This window comes from Desulfitobacterium chlororespirans DSM 11544 (genome assembly GCF_900143285.1).
In the GTDB taxonomy this organism is placed as follows: domain Bacteria; phylum Bacillota; class Desulfitobacteriia; order Desulfitobacteriales; family Desulfitobacteriaceae; genus Desulfitobacterium; species Desulfitobacterium chlororespirans.
In genome coordinates, this window is the sequence record NZ_FRDN01000006.1 from 326,313 (window position 1) to 344,328 (window position 18,016).

Sequence of the window (18,016 nt, forward strand, 5' to 3'; positions counted from 1 at the left end):
TTACTCTTAAATTGCTACCTAGTACAATATTAGTATAATAGAAATTAAATTCAAGTACGCAGAAAATTATAGGCAGGTAAGGAAAATATGACTGAGAGAGATGTAAAGTGTGTCGTCTCCTGCGAAACCAAATGCCCCTGCATGGAGTACTGTCCGCTGGGAAGCGCGCTGAAGATCATCGGCGGGAAGTGGAAGCTGTCCATACTATGCGCGCTCCATCAGGACGGGACGACGCGATATAATACCCTGAAGCGCAAAATTGCCGGGATCACGAACACCATGCTGGTTAGTTCATTAAAGGAACTGGAGGAGGACGGGCTGATCGTCCGCCGGCAGTATATGGAGATGCCTGTGCGGGTCGAATATACACTCACCGAGGCCTGCGACGATCTGATGCCTATTCTGATGCAACTGGCCCAATGGGGTGTCAAGGTTCATACGAAGGAATCTTGAAAAGAAGGCTGTATATATGCTACAATAACGCAAAGGGAATGAAGTACTCCCTCGGCATTGCCGGAACCGCTTTTAAAGCTGATGACTTCTGCCTGGAGCAGAATCGTCAGCTTCTTTATTTGAGGAGATGAAAAATGGTGAGAAACATTTTGATTCCTATTGATGGGACAGAGCGAAGCATGAAATCTGTCGATTTGGTGAAGTCACTTTATCAACCAAATGATGTAAGAATCGTTCTCTTAATGGTCCGGGAAGATGTAGAACATTTGTATTCGGAGAAAGAAGTTGAAAAAGCAAAATCTCCGTTAGAATCAACTTTGGATGCCGTGGCATATCAATTAAACGGTTATGACCTCAAAAAGGAAGTCGTATTTGGGCATGCCGGCGAGGCAATTTTAACTTGTGCCAGGCAAAACGACACAGATATTATCGTGATGACGAAATCGACCAGGATAGGATGGGTTCAGAAAATCGGTTCTGTTACAGAACATGTCGTTAAATATGCAAAATGCATCGTTATGATTGTTCCGGAAAACAGTGATACTAAAAAATCCCCGCGAAAAATGCACCAATGCGAATACCTGGACGATATCATCACCCTTAGTGGGCAGCTCAGCCTTGGACCAAATTCCTGTCTGCTTCCGGTTCAGGTCGGCAAATGTATATATAAAATTACTGTGATTGAAGGCAGTCTCCGTATGAATCATTTGACTTATAATCCTGATGGGGGTACCTGGATGCTTCCTCCGCAAAACCATCAACCCCCCTACTATGATCTTAATGAAGGGGATGAGCGGGAAATTCGCTTGGAGATTTTAGTGAATTTTGGAAAGATGGATCATATTGAAATCGTCAACACACAAATGACCAAGCTATTAAAATTTCATTATGCAACAAGATTTGAAAGTATAGAGATATAGTGAAAGCCCCGTGTCATAGGATGAATTTGATATACCGAAACGGTATGATTGGAAACTGAGTGTTTTATCATGAATATTATGCCTGCATTCTGAAATACTAAGTACGGAAATATCTTGAAAGGAGTTTTTAATATGTCACAATTAAACCAAGTTGAACTGCAAAATCTGCGCCATTTGATTGGTGCTCATGAAACTGCCCACCAAAAATTGCAGGCTTATGCCCAGCAAGCGACCGATCCTGAAATTAAGCAATTTTTTTCAGATGGTGCACAGGATGCTATGAAAACCAAACAACAATTGTTAGGCTTTTTGAACTAAAGGAGGAAATAAGAAATGATAGACGAAAAAGTCATGGTCAATGATGCTCTTTCCTCTGTAAAGAGCAGTCTGACCTTCTATGCCAACACTATTTCCGAATGCGCGAACCCCGAGCTGCGTTCTACCATTCAACAGATCCGCAATAACGATGAAGCATCCCAGTATAAGCTGTTCCAGATGGCCCAGGCTAAAGGGTATTATAAGCCTGCTCTTATGGCTAAAGATGATGAAGTCCAGCAGACTAAATCCCAGGTTACCGGCCAATAATAAGAAAAACTTTAAACTGGATTCAACTGAAATTTAAACGAATAGAAAAGCTTGGCTTTAGGCCAGGCTTTTTTATTTATATAGTAAATCTATAGGCAATTCAACAACTGAAGGAGTATTGGGAAAGACAAGATTCCAGTTAGTATAAGGGCAACCAGCGACTTCGCCTCATTTGCAAGCATGGGTTTAAGGCACGGCGAAGCCGGGGTTTTCTTTATAGATTAGGAGCTGATCGTGTTCTGGAATATATAAAAAACGGCCACGACAAGGTTTTATGATCTATTTTGTAGAATTAAAGATATTAAGGCTCTCAGTTTCACTTGTTTGTGGCATGGCGCTGGAAAATAGGAAGATTTAAAGTTCTGAGGAAGTGACCCTATAATGATGCCATTGATAGTACACTATGTGGAATTAAATTTTTTTGCGATTACCATCTTATGCGTAATTTTTTTGAACATGCGTCGCCCAGACCGTCAGTATTCACTGGATCAGAAGCTTTTTTTTCTTTTGATTTCCACCAATGTTCTTCTTTTGGTGTTGGACTCGATGCTATGGATCTTAGATGGTGAGCCGGGCAGCCTGGCGAGAACGCTGAGTATAGCGTCAATCATATTCTATAATACTTTAAATCCGGTCATTTGTATGATCTGGTACTATTATGTGGATTTTTATATTTATAGCAGCAAAGAGCGTTTGACCAAAGTGTTATTCCCCATACTCCTTCCGGTTTTAGTCAACTTGATTTTATCCGTTGCCAGTATTTTTACGAATATTTACTTTATCTTTGACGAGGACAATGGTTATCATCGAGGCCGTTTTATTTTTCTTCTGTTAGGAATATGCCTTTATATGATCATTTACACCAGCGCATTCTTAATCAGGAACAGGAAAAAAATCGATCAAAAAGAGTATGCGTACCTGCTCTTTTTTGCCATTCCGCCGATGGTAGGCGGGGTTATTCAATTCATGTTTCCCGGAGCAGTCATGATTTGGATAGCTTCAACCTTATCTATCTTGATTATCTTTATCAATATCCAAAAAGATCAGCTGAATACGGATTATCTGACAGGTGTTTATAATCGGAGATATCTTGATAATTATCTTCAGGAGAAGATAAAAAATCAGCGCCATCATCTGATTGCCGGTATTATGATTGATATAGATTCTTTTAAAACCATCAACGACTCCTATGGGCATGACAGTGGCGACCAGGCATTAAAATATACAGCGCAAATTCTTAGAAAAACTTTCCGAAAAACGGATTTTATCGCCAGATACGGTGGAGATGAGTTTGTTATAGTTATGGAAATTGATGACCGGGCGGAGCTTATCTCAGCGGTGCAGAGGTTTAGTGAAAAAGTGTCGCAGTTTAATCTGGAAAAGATAACTCCCTATGAGATCTGCCTCAGCATCGGCTATGATTGCTGTGCAAAGGAACCGGAAACGACAACCACGGCTTTTCTGAAAAGAATAGATCAATTGATGTATATGGACAAACAAAAAAATGCTTAAAAATAAAGATATGGGAATAGAAGGGGCTGCTGCTCAACGAACAATAGTTTTCGTTTTGCATCAGCCCTGCTTTGTATTCATCTACATACCTGATACCTATTCTTTGATTAGGAATCTTTATATATAAGTGAACCGTTCATGATTCCGCGACTATTTACAGGTGTACGGGATTTCGAAAGGAGGTCTACATTGGAACTTGTTATGCTTGCCGGCCTCGTGGACGAGTACGGCGATTCCCTTTATAAGTTTTGCCGCAGCCTTACATATTCCAGAGAGGATGCAGACGATTTATTTCAAGAAACATTTTCAAAGATATTTGAACAACTACCCAAATTAAATGATTCGGCCAATCCCAAAGGCTTTATCTTTTCCACAGCCGTTTTTATCTGGAAAGGCTGGAAACGCAAGTATGCCCGCCGCAACCGCTTGGCTCCCGCAGAGCCGTTAGACGAAAATGTGCCGAGTAACGTCAGTACGGAAGTCAGCTTTATGGAGCAGGAGGAAATTCGTATCGTCCAGGAATTGGTTGAAGCCTTGCCTGATAAATTCAAAATCCCGACAATCCTGTACTATACGGTGGAAATGAGTGTGCCGGATATAGCCGTAACCTTGAAGTTACCGGCCGGTACGGTCAAGAGCAGATTATTCAAAGCGAGAAAACTTGTCGAGAAAGGATTGGTGGCACATCAATCAGTCCGTTTCATCAGGCGATTATACATTTACCCTGCTCGGCCTTGTGTCGGGCCAGGACATTACCGATAACCCCACCTACAACAGCAATGGCGATATTCTCAGCGACCGCACCTACACCGTGGTTGCCATCCAAAAGAAGGACGGGAGGCCTATGCCGGCTGCGCAGGATGAGAATTACCCGTCGTTCTATGTTTCCCCCTATATCAAGGGGCTGAAGCCGTGGCAAGTCAATGCCCATACCCTGAACGGCGGCTATATCGAAAATGTCGTGGATGGCGTAATGTACCGAATCATTGACTGCGACGAAGTAGCCATGTTTGCTGACAGAGGCTTATATCTCGGCGTTAATACTGGCTCGTTCTACAATTCAGAGGCATTTAAGTATGATGAAAATACGGGTGTGCTGACAGCCGACCCGAATTTTGATGGGGCAAGCGTCGTGTTTGACCTGCCGATGGATAAGTCAATGGCTAACCCCGCAAAAGCCCAAACCTATCTTGATGAAATGCTGGGGCAATAATTTATCCATAACATCTTTTGTCACCTGATTCTCAGCATAAAAGATCCGCATGATTAGTTCGTGCGGTTTTTTTATTAGAGCAAAAATAGAGAAGGATGGAGGGAATATAGTGTTTTTTATCCATAATGTAAGGTTGACTTGACACCATACCGCCGATCTGCTATTTTTATGTAAGGTGTACCTGACATCATAACAGGGGGTAATGCCGTGCAGAATAATGTAAAGCGTCTTCGCGAAGAATGGGGACTTACTCAAAAAGAGCTGGGAGAAAAAGTGGGAGTTTCCCGTCAAGCCATCAATGCCATAGAGACAGGTAAATTTGATCCTTCCCTATGGCTTGCTTATGATCTGGCCAAACTTTTTAAGGTGTCCATTGAGGAACTCTTTCTTTTCATTGAGGAGGATAGAAAATGAAGCAACTGCTTAAGAATCCGGCCACCAATGCTATCGGACTAAGCCTCTTTACTGCTTTCTACAGTTTAATCTTTCTGATAACTTCCGGTCATGTTGAGTTTGTTAATATTTTGTACTACGACCGGTCGGACGGCAGAGATTCCTTTTGGACCGGCTGGAGCCATTTTCTGGCGTCCGGATATCATGCTTACATCGCCTATACCCTGATAGCCCTGTCTATTTTGGTTGTGTTGATGCTTTTGACGCGCAGGCACCCTTATGATGAATATCACACAGACGTCCTGCTCAAGTGCTTGGCGGTAGCGACGATTCTTACTCTCGCCGCTATTGCCATATTCTATTTGCTGGTTTTAAGTGAACCTAACGGTATTGTGGAAAAGTTTACGCTGTTTATCGTTATCCATTGGGTGACGGTAGTCCTGGCGGATCTGGTTTATGTGCTGATATGCAGATGGAGGTAAAAGATAGAAGCTGGTGGATAGTAGATAAAAGCTAAAAGATAGAAGATAGTAGCTGGAAATTAGAAGCTGGAAAACAGCAGTGGAGATAAGAGATTATGAAAATTGTACTGATCCAGCCTAAAATGAATAAAAGGCCTATGGATACGGATCTAAAGACCCGGATGGCTCCTCCCTTGTCATTGCTTACTCTGATGGGTCTCACACCTGAGGGTCACGAGGTGATTATGGTAAATGAGAATGTGGAGAAAATAGATTATGCTTGCGGCGCGGAGCTGGTTGGCATCACCATTACTTTGGATGTCATGCCCAGGGCTGTAGAGATTGCTGAAAAGTTTCGCCGGCTGGGGATACCTGTCGTGGCCGGGGGGATCCATGTTACCAGCAGCCCGGACGAGTGCAGTGGATATTTCGACGCTATTTGTATTGGCGCCGCCGAGCGGGTATGGACACGGATGATCGAAGATGCGGAAGAAGGCAGATTACAACGGGTCTATCATGATATGGCAGGTTTCCGGGGCGAGGAGATTGCTTCGCCGGCTTATAACAGAATCGATAAAGACCGCTACCTCTATACCAATATCATTACCACAAGCCGCGGCTGTCCCAACCGCTGTGGCTTCTGCTATAACAGCTGCCGGAACAGGATGTATATCCGTCGCCCTGTTGCGGATGTGCTCAGAGATATTGAAGGCCTGGGAACCCGGCATATCCTTTTTATTGACGATAATTTCATCGGTGTGCCCGCCTATACTCGTGAACTGCTTAATAATCTGCAGGGCAGGGAGTTAAAATGGAGTGCTGCCGTCACGACGAAAATTGCCGACTATCCCGATGTGCTGGATTTGATGGCGGAGACGGGCTGCCAGAGCCTTTTTATCGGTTTTGAATCGATCAATAATTCCTCATTGCATGGAGTAAATAAGGATAACCAGTTCGAGAAGTATGAAAAGATTATCACGGAAATTCACAGCCGGGGCATTATGATCAATGCCAGCATGGTCTTTGGTCTGGACGGGGATGAACCGGATGTTTTTCAGAGAACACTGGATTGGCTGGTCAGGAACAAAATTGAAACCTTAACTTCTCATATTCTCACTCCCTATCCCGGCACAGAGTTGCATGGCCGGATGAAAGAGGAAGGCCGCATACTCGATCATGAGCTGTCAAAGTACAATACTGCTCATGTGGTCTTTCAGCCCAAGGGAATGACGGCAGAGGAATTAGATAAGGGCTATCTATGGATCTACTTTGAGTTTTATTCCTTTCCCAATATATGGCGCCGTAGGCCGGAACATAAGGCCCAGCGCAAATCTTATTTTTTATTTAATATTTTATACCGTAAATTCGGTAGGTTTACATCGGCGCTGGCGCGGATTATCCTCATGAGAACCGTAGGGCGGCTGGCAGCGTGGATCTCTTATCGGGTAAAGTAGGATTCAATCTTTTTCTCAGTGGGATGGTCTCCTCAACTCTTGTCATGTACGACCCGCCCATTGTTGTTATAGAAAAAGTCATATTCCTTGAATAGGATGATTGACAGATTTGATTGAATAGTATAGCATATTAATAACGTGTGTTGAAAAGCATCAAATAAAGTAAATTTATTAGGAATAATTCGTTGCTTTCGCAACTAGTTATTCAGAACTACTAACTACATAAGCAAAGGGAAGAGCATGAACGAGCGTATAGACAAAAGAAAATCACTGATCAAGGCTATTTCAGCCATCGATCGTTATAGTCAGACCTATATCGGCAGAAATATCAAAGACTATAACATCGGACAGGGACAATGGGCATTTTTGACCCAATTGCTGTTTAATTACGATGGCATAACCCAGGAAGAGCTAAGCGAACTACTCAATATCGATAAGGCAAACACAGCGAGAGCCTTGAAAAAGCTTGAAGAAGAAGGTTATGTATACAGGGAAGAAGATCCTAAAGACGGCCGTAAAAAAATTGTCTATGTTACAGCAAAAGCAAGGGATTTTGAAGAGGAATTTCATGAAGTGTTTAAAGGATTGAACCGAATTCTGGCCAAAGATTTTACAGAGGAGGAGCGGGAAACCGCCAGGCGGATTTTATATAAAATGCTGGATAATATCGCCGATTATGAACGCAGGCACAGGTAAAAAGACGGTCTGAGGAGGAGAAGTCAGTGGAGATCTTAATGAAACCGATCGGATATATCCGGTCTCCTTATAAGGAAAAGGGCGACGCCCCCAGGCAAAGCACTCTTTCGGGAGAAACGATGGCTGTTATTGAAGTTCTCGAAGAATACCAGGAAGGTATTGCCGATATCCAAGCAGGGGGCTATGGGGCCATTTTGTTTTATTTTCATAAATCCCCGGGATATAAGCTGACGACCCTTTCCCGCAGAAACAATCAGGTCATGGGTGTGTTTTCCACACGATCTCCCAACCGGCCCAACGGCATCGGCCTGTCCATAGTCCGGTTCAGGAAAAGAGAGGGTAACCGCTTGTTTTTCGAAGGAGTGGATATGTTGGATAATACTCCTGTACTTGATATTAAGCCTTATATCGACCTAACCACTGGTCAATTGAACGAGACTGGTTTCAGCGATAAAGGGATATAGTTTGGTTGTTTAAAGCTGAATAAGAAACTATTGACAGGTTTACGTAAGTAATGAAAAGGGAATCAGGTGCAAATCCTGAGCAACCCCCGTTACTGTAAGCGCCGTTAAAGATTTATTTATCTTCATGCCACTGGCGAAGACTGGGAAGGCGATAAATAAAGGCGCGAGCCAGGAGACCTGCCTGTTGATAAAACTACAATTCATTTTCCGGAGGGGAGGGTGGTTTATTTTCTTTGCCCAAAATCAAGCGGAAGACGTAAGAAACCAGGGCAGAAGCTTGGATGCTCAAACGAGAAGAAGTCAGAAAGAAAGGTGGAGAACAATGGAGAAAAGCTATAGACAAAAAACAGCTGCTTTATTGGTCATCGTCATGATGGTGCTCCTGGGGGGCTGCAATTCAGCAGCTGCCAACAAACCGGCGGAAAACCCACCTGCTGAAAAAGCAGTTGCAGCCGGGACTTACACGGCGAAAGCGCCCGGTTATCACGGGGATCTTGAAGTGACAGCGGACGTGGATAAGGAAGGAAAAATCACGAAGATTACTGTAGGCGAAAATACGGAAACTGAGGATGTTGGCGGCATCGCCATCGAGAAAATACCCCAGCGTATTATTGAAGCTCAGTCCCTGGATGTGGATGTGGTTGCCGGTGCGACACTGACCAGTAAGGGGATTATCAATGGGGTGGCCGCGGCTTTAAAGGAAGCCGGTCAAGATCCTGTTCAATACGGCTATGTCGCTGCTGAAGAGGGGAGCGCGAATGTAATATCCCCTCTGAATAAGGATACCATGCCCGTTAAAAAAGAGACGACAAGTTCTATAACCATAAAGGATGTCAAAGGCAGAGAGGTAACCATTGACCTGCCTATTTCCTCCTATGCTATCAGCACCATGGATGTCATCGACTATATTATACCGCTGAAAGGGAAGGAGGCCTTTTCAATGCTGGTTGCTTCCGGACAGGACGGCGGCGGTGGCATTCAAAAATATGCCCAGCTGTATAAGCCCCTGGTTAGGGACTATACCCAGCATATAGGCCAGATCTCCGATCATAACGCGCCCTTTGACCTGGAAATGGTGCTGTCCATGAATCCCGATGTTCTCATCGTCAACTCAGCCATGGCTGCCCATAAATATGCCTTGGAAATAGAAGATCAGCTTGCGGCGGCAGGAATCGATATCGTGCTCATCGATGTACCCGGCAAAAAATTAGATAAGTCGGTTCAGGAGACCATGAAGCTCTTGGGCAAGATATTCCAGGAAGAAGAAAAAGCCGCCGAAGTCGTGGCGTTCATGGATAAGCAGTATGGACTCATTACTGCCAAGAATCTTGCCCAGCGTCAGGATAAGCCCACGGTTTATTATGAAAAGTCAGGCTACTCCGAGGTCTTCGGGAGCACAGGAACCAGCGTTTCCGGGTGGGGTCTGCCCATTGCTATTGCCGGCGGTGACAATATTGCCGATGCCGTGCTTTTAGATAAGGCATCCGCGGGAGGAAGCAGCAATACCCTTGATCCCGAGTATGTCATCAAAGCTGATCCGGATTATATCATTCTCAGCGGTGTCAATGACGGTTGGCTGGACAGCCTTAATAAAAAGAAAGAACCCCCACAGTACGATATTATCAACAGAACCGGCTGGAGCAATTTGCAGGCGGTTAAAAATAACAAGGTCTATGAATTTGCCCATTCAACCAGCCGTTCCATTTATGCCTTTTATCCTTGTCTGAAGATGGCCAAGCTCTTCTATCCTGAAGAATTCGCAGACCTTGATCCGGAGGTGGTCCTTGATGAATTTTTCGATAAATTTATGCTGGTGGACAGCGATATCAGCACCTGGTTTACGGGCCTTGAAAACAGTACTTCCTTAAAAAAATAAAAACGGCAAAGGGCTTCGGAAAGTTGGCGCCAACGATCCGCAGCCCTTTTGGATGCCGGTTTGAGCTGATTTCAGCCAAGAAAGGCTAAGGAGTGAATCAAGATTAAGCATGAAGAAAATGCCAACCGCAAATTATATAATCAGCTGATCAAGAGAAGAATCTTTTTGATTATGAGCTTTTCACTAGCAATGATCGTTTTAGTGGTCCTGAATATTTCCATCGGTTCCTCTTCCATAGCGATTAGTGAAGTATTGCGGGTGCTGCTCACGGGAGAAGGGGATGGACATAACTCCATGATCATCAGGGATATCCGTTTACCCATGGCTCTTATGGCCATCGTGGTGGGTGCATCCTTAGGTATCAGCGGCTGTGAATTGCAAACCATCCTGCGCAATCCCATCGCCAGTCCTTATACCCTGGGAATTTCCGCCGCCGCTTCCTTCGGAGCGGCCATGGGATTGATTTTGAACGCTAATGTGCTGAAGGTCCCGGAAACCCTGGCTGTGACGGTCAATGCTTTCGCCTTTGCCCTTTTGGTGGCAGTGGCCATCTATACCTTTTCCAGGCAGAGACAAATCAATAAAACGGCCATCATTCTTTTTGGGGTAGCGTTAAATTTCTTGTTTAACTCTCTGACCATGATCTTGCAGTATGTCGCCGACGAGGATAAACTGCAAAGTTTAATCTTCTGGAATTTCGGCAGCTTATTGAAAACCACCTGGGGCAAATTTTTTATTGTCCTTGTGGTGCTGATAGTGTGTTTTTTGGTTTTGTTCAAAAATGCCTGGAAACTGACCGCAATGACCCTGGATGATACCAAAGCCAGAAGTATCGGTGTCGATACGGCCAAAGTGCGGAGAATGGTTATTTTCGTAAGCTCTTTGCTGGCTGCCGTATCGGTCTGCTTTGTGGGGACCATAGGATTCGTCGGTCTGATCGCCCCCCATATTGCCCGTCAGCTGGTCGGTGAAGATCAACGATTTTTTATGCCTTTATCAGGGCTGTTGGGTGCTTTTGTCATGGGTCTGGCTTTTGTCATCAGCAAGCTGATGGTCAGAGGGGTTATCCTGCCCATCGGCTTGGTTACCTCAGTTATTGGTATTCCTTTCTTTATTGCCATTATATTCAGTAAAAAAATGAGGAGTATGTGATGTTAAGGGTAGATAATTTAAGTTTCTCCTATAAAACCTATAAAAAAAGCAAAGCACCCCTTAAGGTGTTTGCCAATTTTAATCTTACCTTTGCCAAAGGCTTTAATGTCATCCTTGGTCCTAACGGGGCGGGAAAATCCACCCTGCTTAAAACCATTTTCGGTCTGTTGGATTATGAGGGGGAGATTTTTTACGGCCAAGAAAGCATTACCGCCATGTGTACGGAGGATAAAATCAAGCTCATGTCCTATTTGCCCCAAATGGATGTGGAGCTATCGACCCTTACGGTTTTGGAAATGGTCATTTTAGGGAGATTGCCTGAACTGGGTTATAAGGTAGCGGATGAAGATTTAAGCATTGTTATGGATACTTTGCGTTCCCTTAATATAGACTATCTGGCCTCCCGCAATTTTTCGGAATTAAGCGGAGGGCAAAAAAAGCTGGTCTTTATTGCCCAAACATTGGTCAGAAATCCTCAAGTCCTGCTTCTCGATGAGCCGGTCAACTCCCTTGATCTGCAAAAGCAGTTAGAGCTGTGTCAACTTCTGCAGAAAATAGTGGCCGAGCAAAATGTGGATCTGATTGTGGTTCTGCATGATATTAATCTTGCGGCAAGATATGCCCAGCATATTGTGGTGGTTGATGAAAAGGGCGCCCTCTACAGCTCGGGGGAACCCAGGGCAGTCATTACGGCTTCCATGCTGAAAGAAGTTTATGGGGTGATCGCCAATATAACCTATGACGAAAACGGAGTGCCCATCCTTTCGCCGGTCTGCTCAGTGCGCAGGATATAGAATAGGCCCCCATGCCTCTGCTACAGCACCACCAGCAAAGGATGAAAAACGGCTCGGGCCGATAGCTGTAGTTTTAGAGATAATGATGATGGGAAGGGTTTTCAGCGGGGATTTAATTTGGTAAAAAGCTTATCAAAACTTTTTTCGGTAAGGATTTCATTGGTAATAAATTGGCCGTTATAAAAAAGAGCATAGGTGGTAAAAGGATTGGGTGCTTTTTGTGCCTGATCCCTTGTTTCAATTTTGACGGCTTTGCCGGCAAGCTTTTTTGATTTTAAATGATCGATGAGGAGCGGAACATATTTTTCGGTATGGGGACATTGATTGGTATAATAGACAACCCATCCTTCCTCATCAATAGGGCCGTTTTTCACACAAGCTTTAAATTGGGGAACACTTGCTTGGGGACTGAAAGGAAGATAAAGCAGTTCGTAATAGGGAGGCGCTTGATCGGCGATCTGAAAGCCCTTGTATTTCAGGTACTTCGGATCGGAGAGAAAGGGCATTTTCTTTTCGGAAGATAAAACCACAAGCCCTTGCTTTCCTTTTGCTTTGGCATCAGCCAGGCAACGCTCCAGCAATAAGTTAGCATAGCCCTGACCCTTGTATTGCCCGGAAACCCAGAAACAGTTAATAAACATATAATGATTGGCTGTAATGGGGCACCAGGCTTTTTCAGCCGGGATATATTCGATAAAAACTTTTCCCCGTACATCGAGTTTGTCAAAGACCAATCCCTCGCCTAAGCGTTGACTAAGCCAGGCCTTTTTTGATGCGACACAGGTTTCGCCTTTTTTATCGGTGAGGGCACAGCAAATATGTTCGGAAGCCAAATTGTCTAAGGTCACTCTTTTAAATTTCATAAGTTCTACCTCGCCTAACGTAGTACCTTTCTATTTGTATAATAGCACAAAAGTTGCCAGAAACTGCAGCAAAAACACCAATAAACGGACTTTTCCTATGAATCCGGCATAGGGAAAGTCCGTTTATTTTTTCACTGGTGCAATTAACGGCTTCACTTCACTAGGGATATGAATCAAAGGCTCGGCGAAGCCGGGTTTTCTTTAGCAGCTTTTTTAAAGGTCTCATAGCCTTCTTGAATAGCAGTGTTTTGGGCAAAGAAGTTCAACAAAGTATGGAGTTGCAATACGGTAGAGACATTGAGGGAGTGTTCAATCAGTTCCGTTTCCTCCAGAGGATTAATATTTCCGATCAGTCTCAGAAATTGCTCCACCGTATCATGACGATAGAGAAGATAGGTACCGGTTTCCTTTCCCTTCTCGGTCAGGAGAATGCTCTCGTAAAGATCATATTGCAAATAGCCCAGCTCGCTCAGCTTGGCAATCATCTTTGATGCTGAAGAGGGACGCACATTTAATAGCTCCGCAAGTTTATTGATCCGTGTATAGCCATTTTCCAGACAAAGCCGGCAAGCCATTTCCATATAATCCTCCATGGCAGGAGTCAGCTTGTTTTCCTGATAGTTAGCTATTTGATAGCCGCGTACTGTACGATACTCAGAGCCGGACTTGTTATCCATAGCTTATCAAATCCTTTTTTTTAATTTTAGTCTAGTCTATTCGTAACACTCCCTCCTTAGGATTCATAGATTGGATTAGTCAAGAGAAAGGGTATTTCCCTTACCTAACACCAAGACTAAAAAACATAACAGGAGGGTTCGCTATGAATAAAAAGTTTAAAAAAATGTTGGGTATTGTACTGAGTTTGATTCTGTTGACGGGAGGCTGCTCCCAGACAGCTGACAAAACGGAATCCGGGGAAGGTTCGCTGAATGTCGTGGCCACGACGACTATGCTTGCAGATTTAGCCGGTGTGATCGGTGGAGAGCATGTTAGTGTAAACGGTCTGATGGGGCCGGGAATTGACCCCCATCTCTATCAGGCCAGTGCAGGGGATGTGGAGCGGATGCAAAAGGCGGATGTTGTAGTCTACAATGGGCTGCACCTTGAGGGAAAAATGAGCGAACTGTTTGAAAATCTATCTGCTCAGAACGTCTTTGTTATTTGCGTAGAAGAAGGGATAGACAAATCGGGATTGCTGGTATCCGAAGACGATGGAGGAGTCTATGATCCGCATATTTGGTTTGATGTGACACTCTGGAAACAAGCGGCCCAAGGTGTAGCAGAAGGTTTTGCCCAGACTGATCCGGAACATGGAAACTCATACATAGCCAATCTGGAACGGTACCTTGCAGAACTTGATGAATTGAATGCCTATATCCAAAAGCGGGCTGCTGAGCTGCCCAAAGAGCAGAGAGTTCTGATCACGGCCCATGACGCTTTTCAGTATTTTGGCAACGCCTATGGTTTCGAGGTTCGGGGCCTTCAGGGCATCAGCACGGATTCTGAAGCGGGAACCAGTGATGTCAGCGCCTTAGCAAGCTTTATCGTCGAACGGCGGATCAAGGCGATTTTTGTGGAGTCCTCGGTGCCGCCCAAAACCATCCAAGCCTTGCAGGCGGCGGTTAAGGCCCAAGGATTTGACGTGGCCATCGGCGGGGAGCTGTATTCCGATTCCCTGGGCGGGGAAGGATCCGGCGACGAGACCTATATCAAAACCTTCCGCTCCAACATCGACACGATTGTGGATGCTTTAAAAGCATAGGAGGGATAGATGTGGATATGAAGGGGATGGAGCATGCGGTAGAGGTGGAAACTCTCACCGTGGCCTATGATGCCAAACCGGTTTTATGGGATGTTAATCTTAAGGTACCCAAGGGAACTTTGATGGCGGTGGTCGGGCCCAATGGGGCAGGAAAAACAACTTTGATTAAGGCGATGCTGGGGCTGTTGACGCCCGTCACCGGGGCAATTTGCTTCAGCGAGGGAAAGGGCGAGGGCCATTCCCTGAAAAACCGTATCGGCTACGTTCCCCAAAGCGGCAGTGTGGACTGGGATTTCCCGGCCACGGTGCAGGATGTGGTCCTGATGGGCTGTTACGGTAAGCTGGGCTGGTTCAGGCGGCCCCGCAAGGCAGATTATGAGTTGACCGCTCAAATGCTGAAAAAGGTGGGAATGGAGCAATACGCCTCCCGCCAGATCAGCCAGCTTTCCGGCGGCCAGCAGCAACGGGTGTTCCTGGCCCGGGCGCTGGCCCAGGAGGCCGAGATTTACTTCATGGATGAGCCCTTCAAAGGAGTGGATGCCCAAACGGAAAAAGCCATTGTCTTGCTCCTGAAGGAACTCAAAGAGCAGGGAAAAACCGTGGTGGTGGTCCATCACGATCTTCAGACAGTGGCCGATTATTTCGACTGGGTGACCCTGATCAATCTGCGGGTGATTGCCAGCGGACCGGTGGAAGAGGTTTTTCATGAGGAAAACTTGAAAATGGCTTACCGGAGTACCGGTGCCCTTTTGAGGAGCGTTGTGTGATATGAACACTTGGCTTGCCTTACTTAATGACTATACGTTTCAAACAGTGTCCTTGGGTTCGGCTCTTTTGGGGATGATCAGCGGGGTATTGGGAAGCTTTGCCGTATTGCGGAAGCAAAGCCTTCTGGGCGACGGGGTTTCCCACTCCGCCCTGCCCGGCGTGGTCATCGCCTTTATCCTGCTCGGCAGCAAAAATACGGAAATCCTGCTTCTGGGGGCCTTGCTCTCCGGACTGATCGCCACGGCGCTGATCGTGGGTATTGTCCGGCACACCCGCATCAAATTTGACAGCGCTCTGGCCCTGGTGATGTCCTTCTTCTTCGGCTTGGGGATGGTTCTGCTGACTTATGTGCAAAAGATCCCCAATTCCAACCAGGCAGGGCTCAAGCGCTTCATTTTCGGCCAGGCTTCCACCTTACTGCAAAGGGACATTATCCTGATGAGCGTCTGCGGTGCGGTTTTGCTGCTCCTTGTCCTGGTGTTCTGGAAAGAATTTAAACTCTTTGTCTTTGACAGTGATTTTGCCCATAATCTGGGCTTTTCCCCCAAAAAGCTGAACTTACTGCTGTCGTTTATGATTGTATTGACCATTATCATCGGTCTGCAGACGGTAGGGGTCATTCTCATGAGTGCACTGTTGATTAGTCCGGCCGTAGCCGCCCGCCAATGGACCAATAAGTTAGGGGTGATGGTTTGGCTTGCCGCCGCTTTCGGCGCTGTGTCCGGTGTGGTGGGAACCGCCGCCAGCTCTGCGGTGCCTAAATTGCCCACAGGACCGGCCATTGTGGTGTGCGCCAGTCTCCTCGTTGTGATCAGTGTTCTGTTTGCTCCGGGAAGAGGTATTCTGCACAGGGTATACCGGCACAGGAAGAATAAGCTGATGCTGAAACTGGAAGGGAGTGGGCCTGATGTCCCCACAATTTGAAATACAACTCATTGCCGTCATTGTGGCGGTGGCCTGCGCTCTGCCCGGTGTCTTTCTGGTGCTGCGGAAAATGGCCATGATGTCGGATTCCATCACCCATACGATTCTGCTGGGCATTGTGCTGGCCTTTTTCGTCACCCATGATCTTTCCTCCTCGTTTCTGATCGCCGGTGCGGCGTTAATGGGCGTCGTCACCGTATGGCTGACGGAAATGCTGGGGCGTACGCGGCTTTTGGCGGAAGATGCAGCCATCGGTATCGTATTCCCTCTCCTCTTTTCCATAGCCATTATCTTGATTACGCGCTATGCGGGTTCAGTGCATTTGGACACTGATTCGGTGCTGCTGGGGGAGCTGGCCTTTGCTCCCTTTGACCGCATGATCGTGGGGGGAGTGGATCTCGGCGCGAAAGCCATTCATACCACAGGGGCTCTTTTGCTTATTAACCTGGCGGTGATCATCATCTTCTTCAAGGAGCTGAAACTTGCCACCTTCGATCCCATGCTGGCCTCTGTGTTGGGTTTTGCGCCGACCCTGGTCCATTACGGCCTGATGACCCTGGTTTCCCTTACCACGGTAGGGGCTTTTCAGGCGGTGGGCTCCATTTTGGTGGTAGCGTTTATGATTGGCCCACCGGTTACGGCCTATCTGCTTACCGATGATTTAAAGCGGATGTTGATTTTAAGCGGAGCGATCGGGGCCATCAACGGCTTATTAGGCTATCGGGCGGCAGCCCTGCTGGACGTATCCATCGCCGGTTGTATGGCCATGATGACGGGAATTTCTTTCTTGCTGGTCTTTATCTTTGCTCCCGGCCGGGGGCTTGTGAGCACGCTGAGCAGACGCCGCAATCAAAAAATAGGCTTTGCGAAAATGATACTGTTGTTTCATCTTTATCACCATGAGGAAAGTGAAGCAAACCTTGCTGAGATACAAAGTTATTTGCGCCTGGATGGGGAGCTTACAAAAAATCTGATAGCCCTTTTGCAAAAGGAAGGATGTATTGAGTTAAACAACAGCGTGGTCAAACTGACCGAACAGGGGCGCCTGACCAGCCTGTGCAGCTATGAGGCATTGCTTTCGGGCTAAGCTTTCAAGAAAAGAAGGGATATCCCCGTGCAGGAGGTATCCGCTTTTTTTGTTTTAGATTGAGTGATTCTGAAGAAGGTAATTCTGAAGAATTCTAAAGATTCTCTAAAATGCATTGAAATTGGGCAAGAAATTTCTTATTCTATCTATAATTTCATATGGGGACGAGTACGATTTTTCAGAGGAAAAATCTTAAGGGAAGTCAGTCAAAGCTGACGCGGTGCCCGCCACTGTAGAAGGGAGTTAACTCACCATAAGGTCACTGGATAGTTATATCCGGGAAGACGGGAGTTAATGAGGAACTTAAGCCAGGAGACCTGCTCATGCCCCGGATTCGAAACAACCTACGGGATGTTAGGGAGGTGGATATCGTGTTCAGAACACTATTATTAAATACAGGATAGAAAGCCCTTTCCGTTTGGAAAAGGTTTTTTTGTTTTGGGTCAATGATTTTGGGTCAGTGATTCTGAAGAATTCTAAAGATTAGCTGAAAGAAATTGAAATTATATAAGAGTTTTTTTATAGTTAGAGGCAGCTAACTTACTTGAGCATACCTAAATTGCCGGGAGGAGCGGAGTTTCCCCGCCCATGAGCAAAGGTGCAGGTAAGGGAGTTAACTATTTTTATGGAGGTAGAAAA

Annotated in this window: 21 protein-coding genes and 3 riboswitches; of the genes, 19 read left to right on the plus strand and 2 right to left on the minus strand. The window is 45.7% G+C overall.

Annotated features, from left to right (window positions below):
• Positions 1-87: 87 nt before the first annotated feature.
• The 15 genes from BUA14_RS09865 to BUA14_RS09935 all read left to right on the plus strand — a co-directional run bounded on the left by BUA14_RS09865 (position 88) and on the right by BUA14_RS09935 (position 11,973).
• On the plus strand, positions 88-453 hold the full coding sequence (locus tag BUA14_RS09865) for a winged helix-turn-helix transcriptional regulator (protein ID WP_072772452.1): 366 nt from the start codon (positions 88-90) through the stop codon (positions 451-453).
• A gap of 25 nt (positions 454-478) precedes the next feature.
• Positions 479-551: riboswitch (Fluoride riboswitch) on the plus strand.
• 36 nt (positions 552-587) lie between these two features.
• A complete protein-coding gene (locus BUA14_RS09870) occupies positions 588-1,373 on the plus strand; it encodes a universal stress protein (RefSeq protein ID WP_072772453.1) in 786 nt (261 codons plus the stop codon).
• A gap of 132 nt (positions 1,374-1,505) precedes the next feature.
• Positions 1,506-1,691, plus strand: a complete 186-nt coding sequence (locus BUA14_RS09875) for a hypothetical protein (RefSeq protein ID WP_072772454.1) — start codon at positions 1,506-1,508, stop codon at positions 1,689-1,691.
• Positions 1,692-1,706: 15 nt separating this feature from the next.
• On the plus strand, positions 1,707-1,958 hold the full coding sequence (locus tag BUA14_RS09880) for a spore coat protein (protein ID WP_072772455.1): 252 nt from the start codon (positions 1,707-1,709) through the stop codon (positions 1,956-1,958).
• Positions 1,959-2,339: 381 nt separating this feature from the next.
• Positions 2,340-3,470, plus strand: coding sequence for a GGDEF domain-containing protein (locus BUA14_RS09885; RefSeq protein ID WP_072772456.1), 1,131 nt, complete (start codon positions 2,340-2,342; stop codon positions 3,468-3,470).
• Between the two features lie 189 nt (positions 3,471-3,659).
• The gene (locus BUA14_RS09890) at positions 3,660-4,232 is read left to right on the plus strand and encodes an RNA polymerase sigma factor (RefSeq protein WP_242954618.1); all 573 of its coding nucleotides are present in this window, start codon (positions 3,660-3,662) and stop codon (positions 4,230-4,232) included.
• 82 nt (positions 4,233-4,314) lie between these two features.
• On the plus strand, positions 4,315-4,683 hold the full coding sequence (locus BUA14_RS09895) for a hypothetical protein (protein WP_242954619.1): 369 nt from the start codon (positions 4,315-4,317) through the stop codon (positions 4,681-4,683).
• 207 nt (positions 4,684-4,890) lie between these two features.
• On the plus strand, positions 4,891-5,097 hold the full coding sequence (locus BUA14_RS09900) for a helix-turn-helix transcriptional regulator (RefSeq protein ID WP_072772457.1): 207 nt from the start codon (positions 4,891-4,893) through the stop codon (positions 5,095-5,097).
• Positions 5,094-5,558, plus strand: a complete 465-nt coding sequence (locus BUA14_RS09905) for a hypothetical protein (protein WP_072772458.1) — start codon at positions 5,094-5,096, stop codon at positions 5,556-5,558. Before BUA14_RS09900 ends, BUA14_RS09905 begins: the two co-directional genes overlap by 4 nt.
• Before the next feature lie 95 nt (positions 5,559-5,653).
• Positions 5,654-6,991: a B12-binding domain-containing radical SAM protein gene (locus tag BUA14_RS09910; protein ID WP_072772459.1), complete on the plus strand. Its 1,338-nt coding sequence runs from the start codon at positions 5,654-5,656 to the stop codon at positions 6,989-6,991.
• Positions 6,992-7,231: 240 nt separating this feature from the next.
• Positions 7,232-7,687, plus strand: coding sequence for a MarR family winged helix-turn-helix transcriptional regulator (locus tag BUA14_RS09915; RefSeq protein WP_072772460.1), 456 nt, complete (start codon positions 7,232-7,234; stop codon positions 7,685-7,687).
• Between the two features lie 26 nt (positions 7,688-7,713).
• On the plus strand, positions 7,714-8,151 hold the full coding sequence (gene tsaA, locus BUA14_RS09920; protein ID WP_072772461.1) for a tRNA (N6-threonylcarbamoyladenosine(37)-N6)-methyltransferase TrmO: 438 nt from the start codon (positions 7,714-7,716) through the stop codon (positions 8,149-8,151).
• Between the two features lie 18 nt (positions 8,152-8,169).
• Positions 8,170-8,350, plus strand: a riboswitch (cobalamin riboswitch).
• Positions 8,351-8,473: 123 nt separating this feature from the next.
• Positions 8,474-10,027 (plus strand): ABC transporter substrate-binding protein, encoded by a 1,554-nt coding sequence (locus BUA14_RS09925; protein ID WP_072772462.1) that lies wholly within the window; start codon positions 8,474-8,476, stop codon positions 10,025-10,027.
• A 171-nt stretch (positions 10,028-10,198) separates the two neighbouring features.
• Positions 10,199-11,179, plus strand: coding sequence for a FecCD family ABC transporter permease (locus BUA14_RS09930; protein ID WP_072772597.1), 981 nt, complete (start codon positions 10,199-10,201; stop codon positions 11,177-11,179).
• Positions 11,179-11,973 carry an ABC transporter ATP-binding protein gene (locus tag BUA14_RS09935; RefSeq protein WP_072772463.1) on the plus strand — a complete coding sequence of 265 codons (795 nt, stop codon included), beginning with the start codon at positions 11,179-11,181 and terminating at the stop codon, positions 11,971-11,973. Before BUA14_RS09930 ends, BUA14_RS09935 begins: the two co-directional genes overlap by 1 nt.
• Positions 11,974-12,074: 101 nt before the next feature.
• On the opposite strand, the gene BUA14_RS09940 is transcribed toward BUA14_RS09935, so the two are convergent.
• Together BUA14_RS09940 and BUA14_RS09945 are read right to left on the minus strand one after the other, a co-directional pair.
• Positions 12,075-12,836: an N-acetyltransferase gene (locus BUA14_RS09940; RefSeq protein ID WP_072772464.1), complete on the minus strand. Its 762-nt coding sequence runs from the start codon at positions 12,834-12,836 to the stop codon at positions 12,075-12,077.
• Between the two features lie 173 nt (positions 12,837-13,009).
• Positions 13,010-13,513 (minus strand): metal-dependent transcriptional regulator, encoded by a 504-nt coding sequence (locus tag BUA14_RS09945; RefSeq protein WP_072772465.1) that lies wholly within the window; start codon positions 13,511-13,513, stop codon positions 13,010-13,012.
• Positions 13,514-13,656: 143 nt separating this feature from the next.
• On the opposite strand from BUA14_RS09945, the gene BUA14_RS09950 reads away from it, so the two are divergent.
• From BUA14_RS09950 to BUA14_RS09965, 4 genes are read left to right on the plus strand one after another with little or no spacing between them, the layout of a single operon-like run.
• On the plus strand, positions 13,657-14,598 hold the full coding sequence (locus BUA14_RS09950; protein ID WP_072772466.1) for a metal ABC transporter solute-binding protein, Zn/Mn family: 942 nt from the start codon (positions 13,657-13,659) through the stop codon (positions 14,596-14,598).
• Between the two features lie 11 nt (positions 14,599-14,609).
• A complete protein-coding gene (locus BUA14_RS09955; RefSeq protein ID WP_072772467.1) occupies positions 14,610-15,365 on the plus strand; it encodes a metal ABC transporter ATP-binding protein in 756 nt (251 codons plus the stop codon).
• A gap of 1 nt (position 15,366) precedes the next feature.
• Positions 15,367-16,290: a metal ABC transporter permease gene (locus BUA14_RS09960; protein ID WP_072772468.1), complete on the plus strand. Its 924-nt coding sequence runs from the start codon at positions 15,367-15,369 to the stop codon at positions 16,288-16,290.
• Entirely contained in the window at positions 16,274-17,377 is a 1,104-nt protein-coding gene (locus BUA14_RS09965; protein WP_072772469.1) for a metal ABC transporter permease, read from the plus strand. Before BUA14_RS09960 ends, BUA14_RS09965 begins: the two co-directional genes overlap by 17 nt.
• Positions 17,378-17,526: 149 nt before the next feature.
• A riboswitch (cobalamin riboswitch) is annotated at positions 17,527-17,716 on the plus strand.
• The last annotated feature ends 300 nt before the right edge of the window (positions 17,717-18,016 follow it).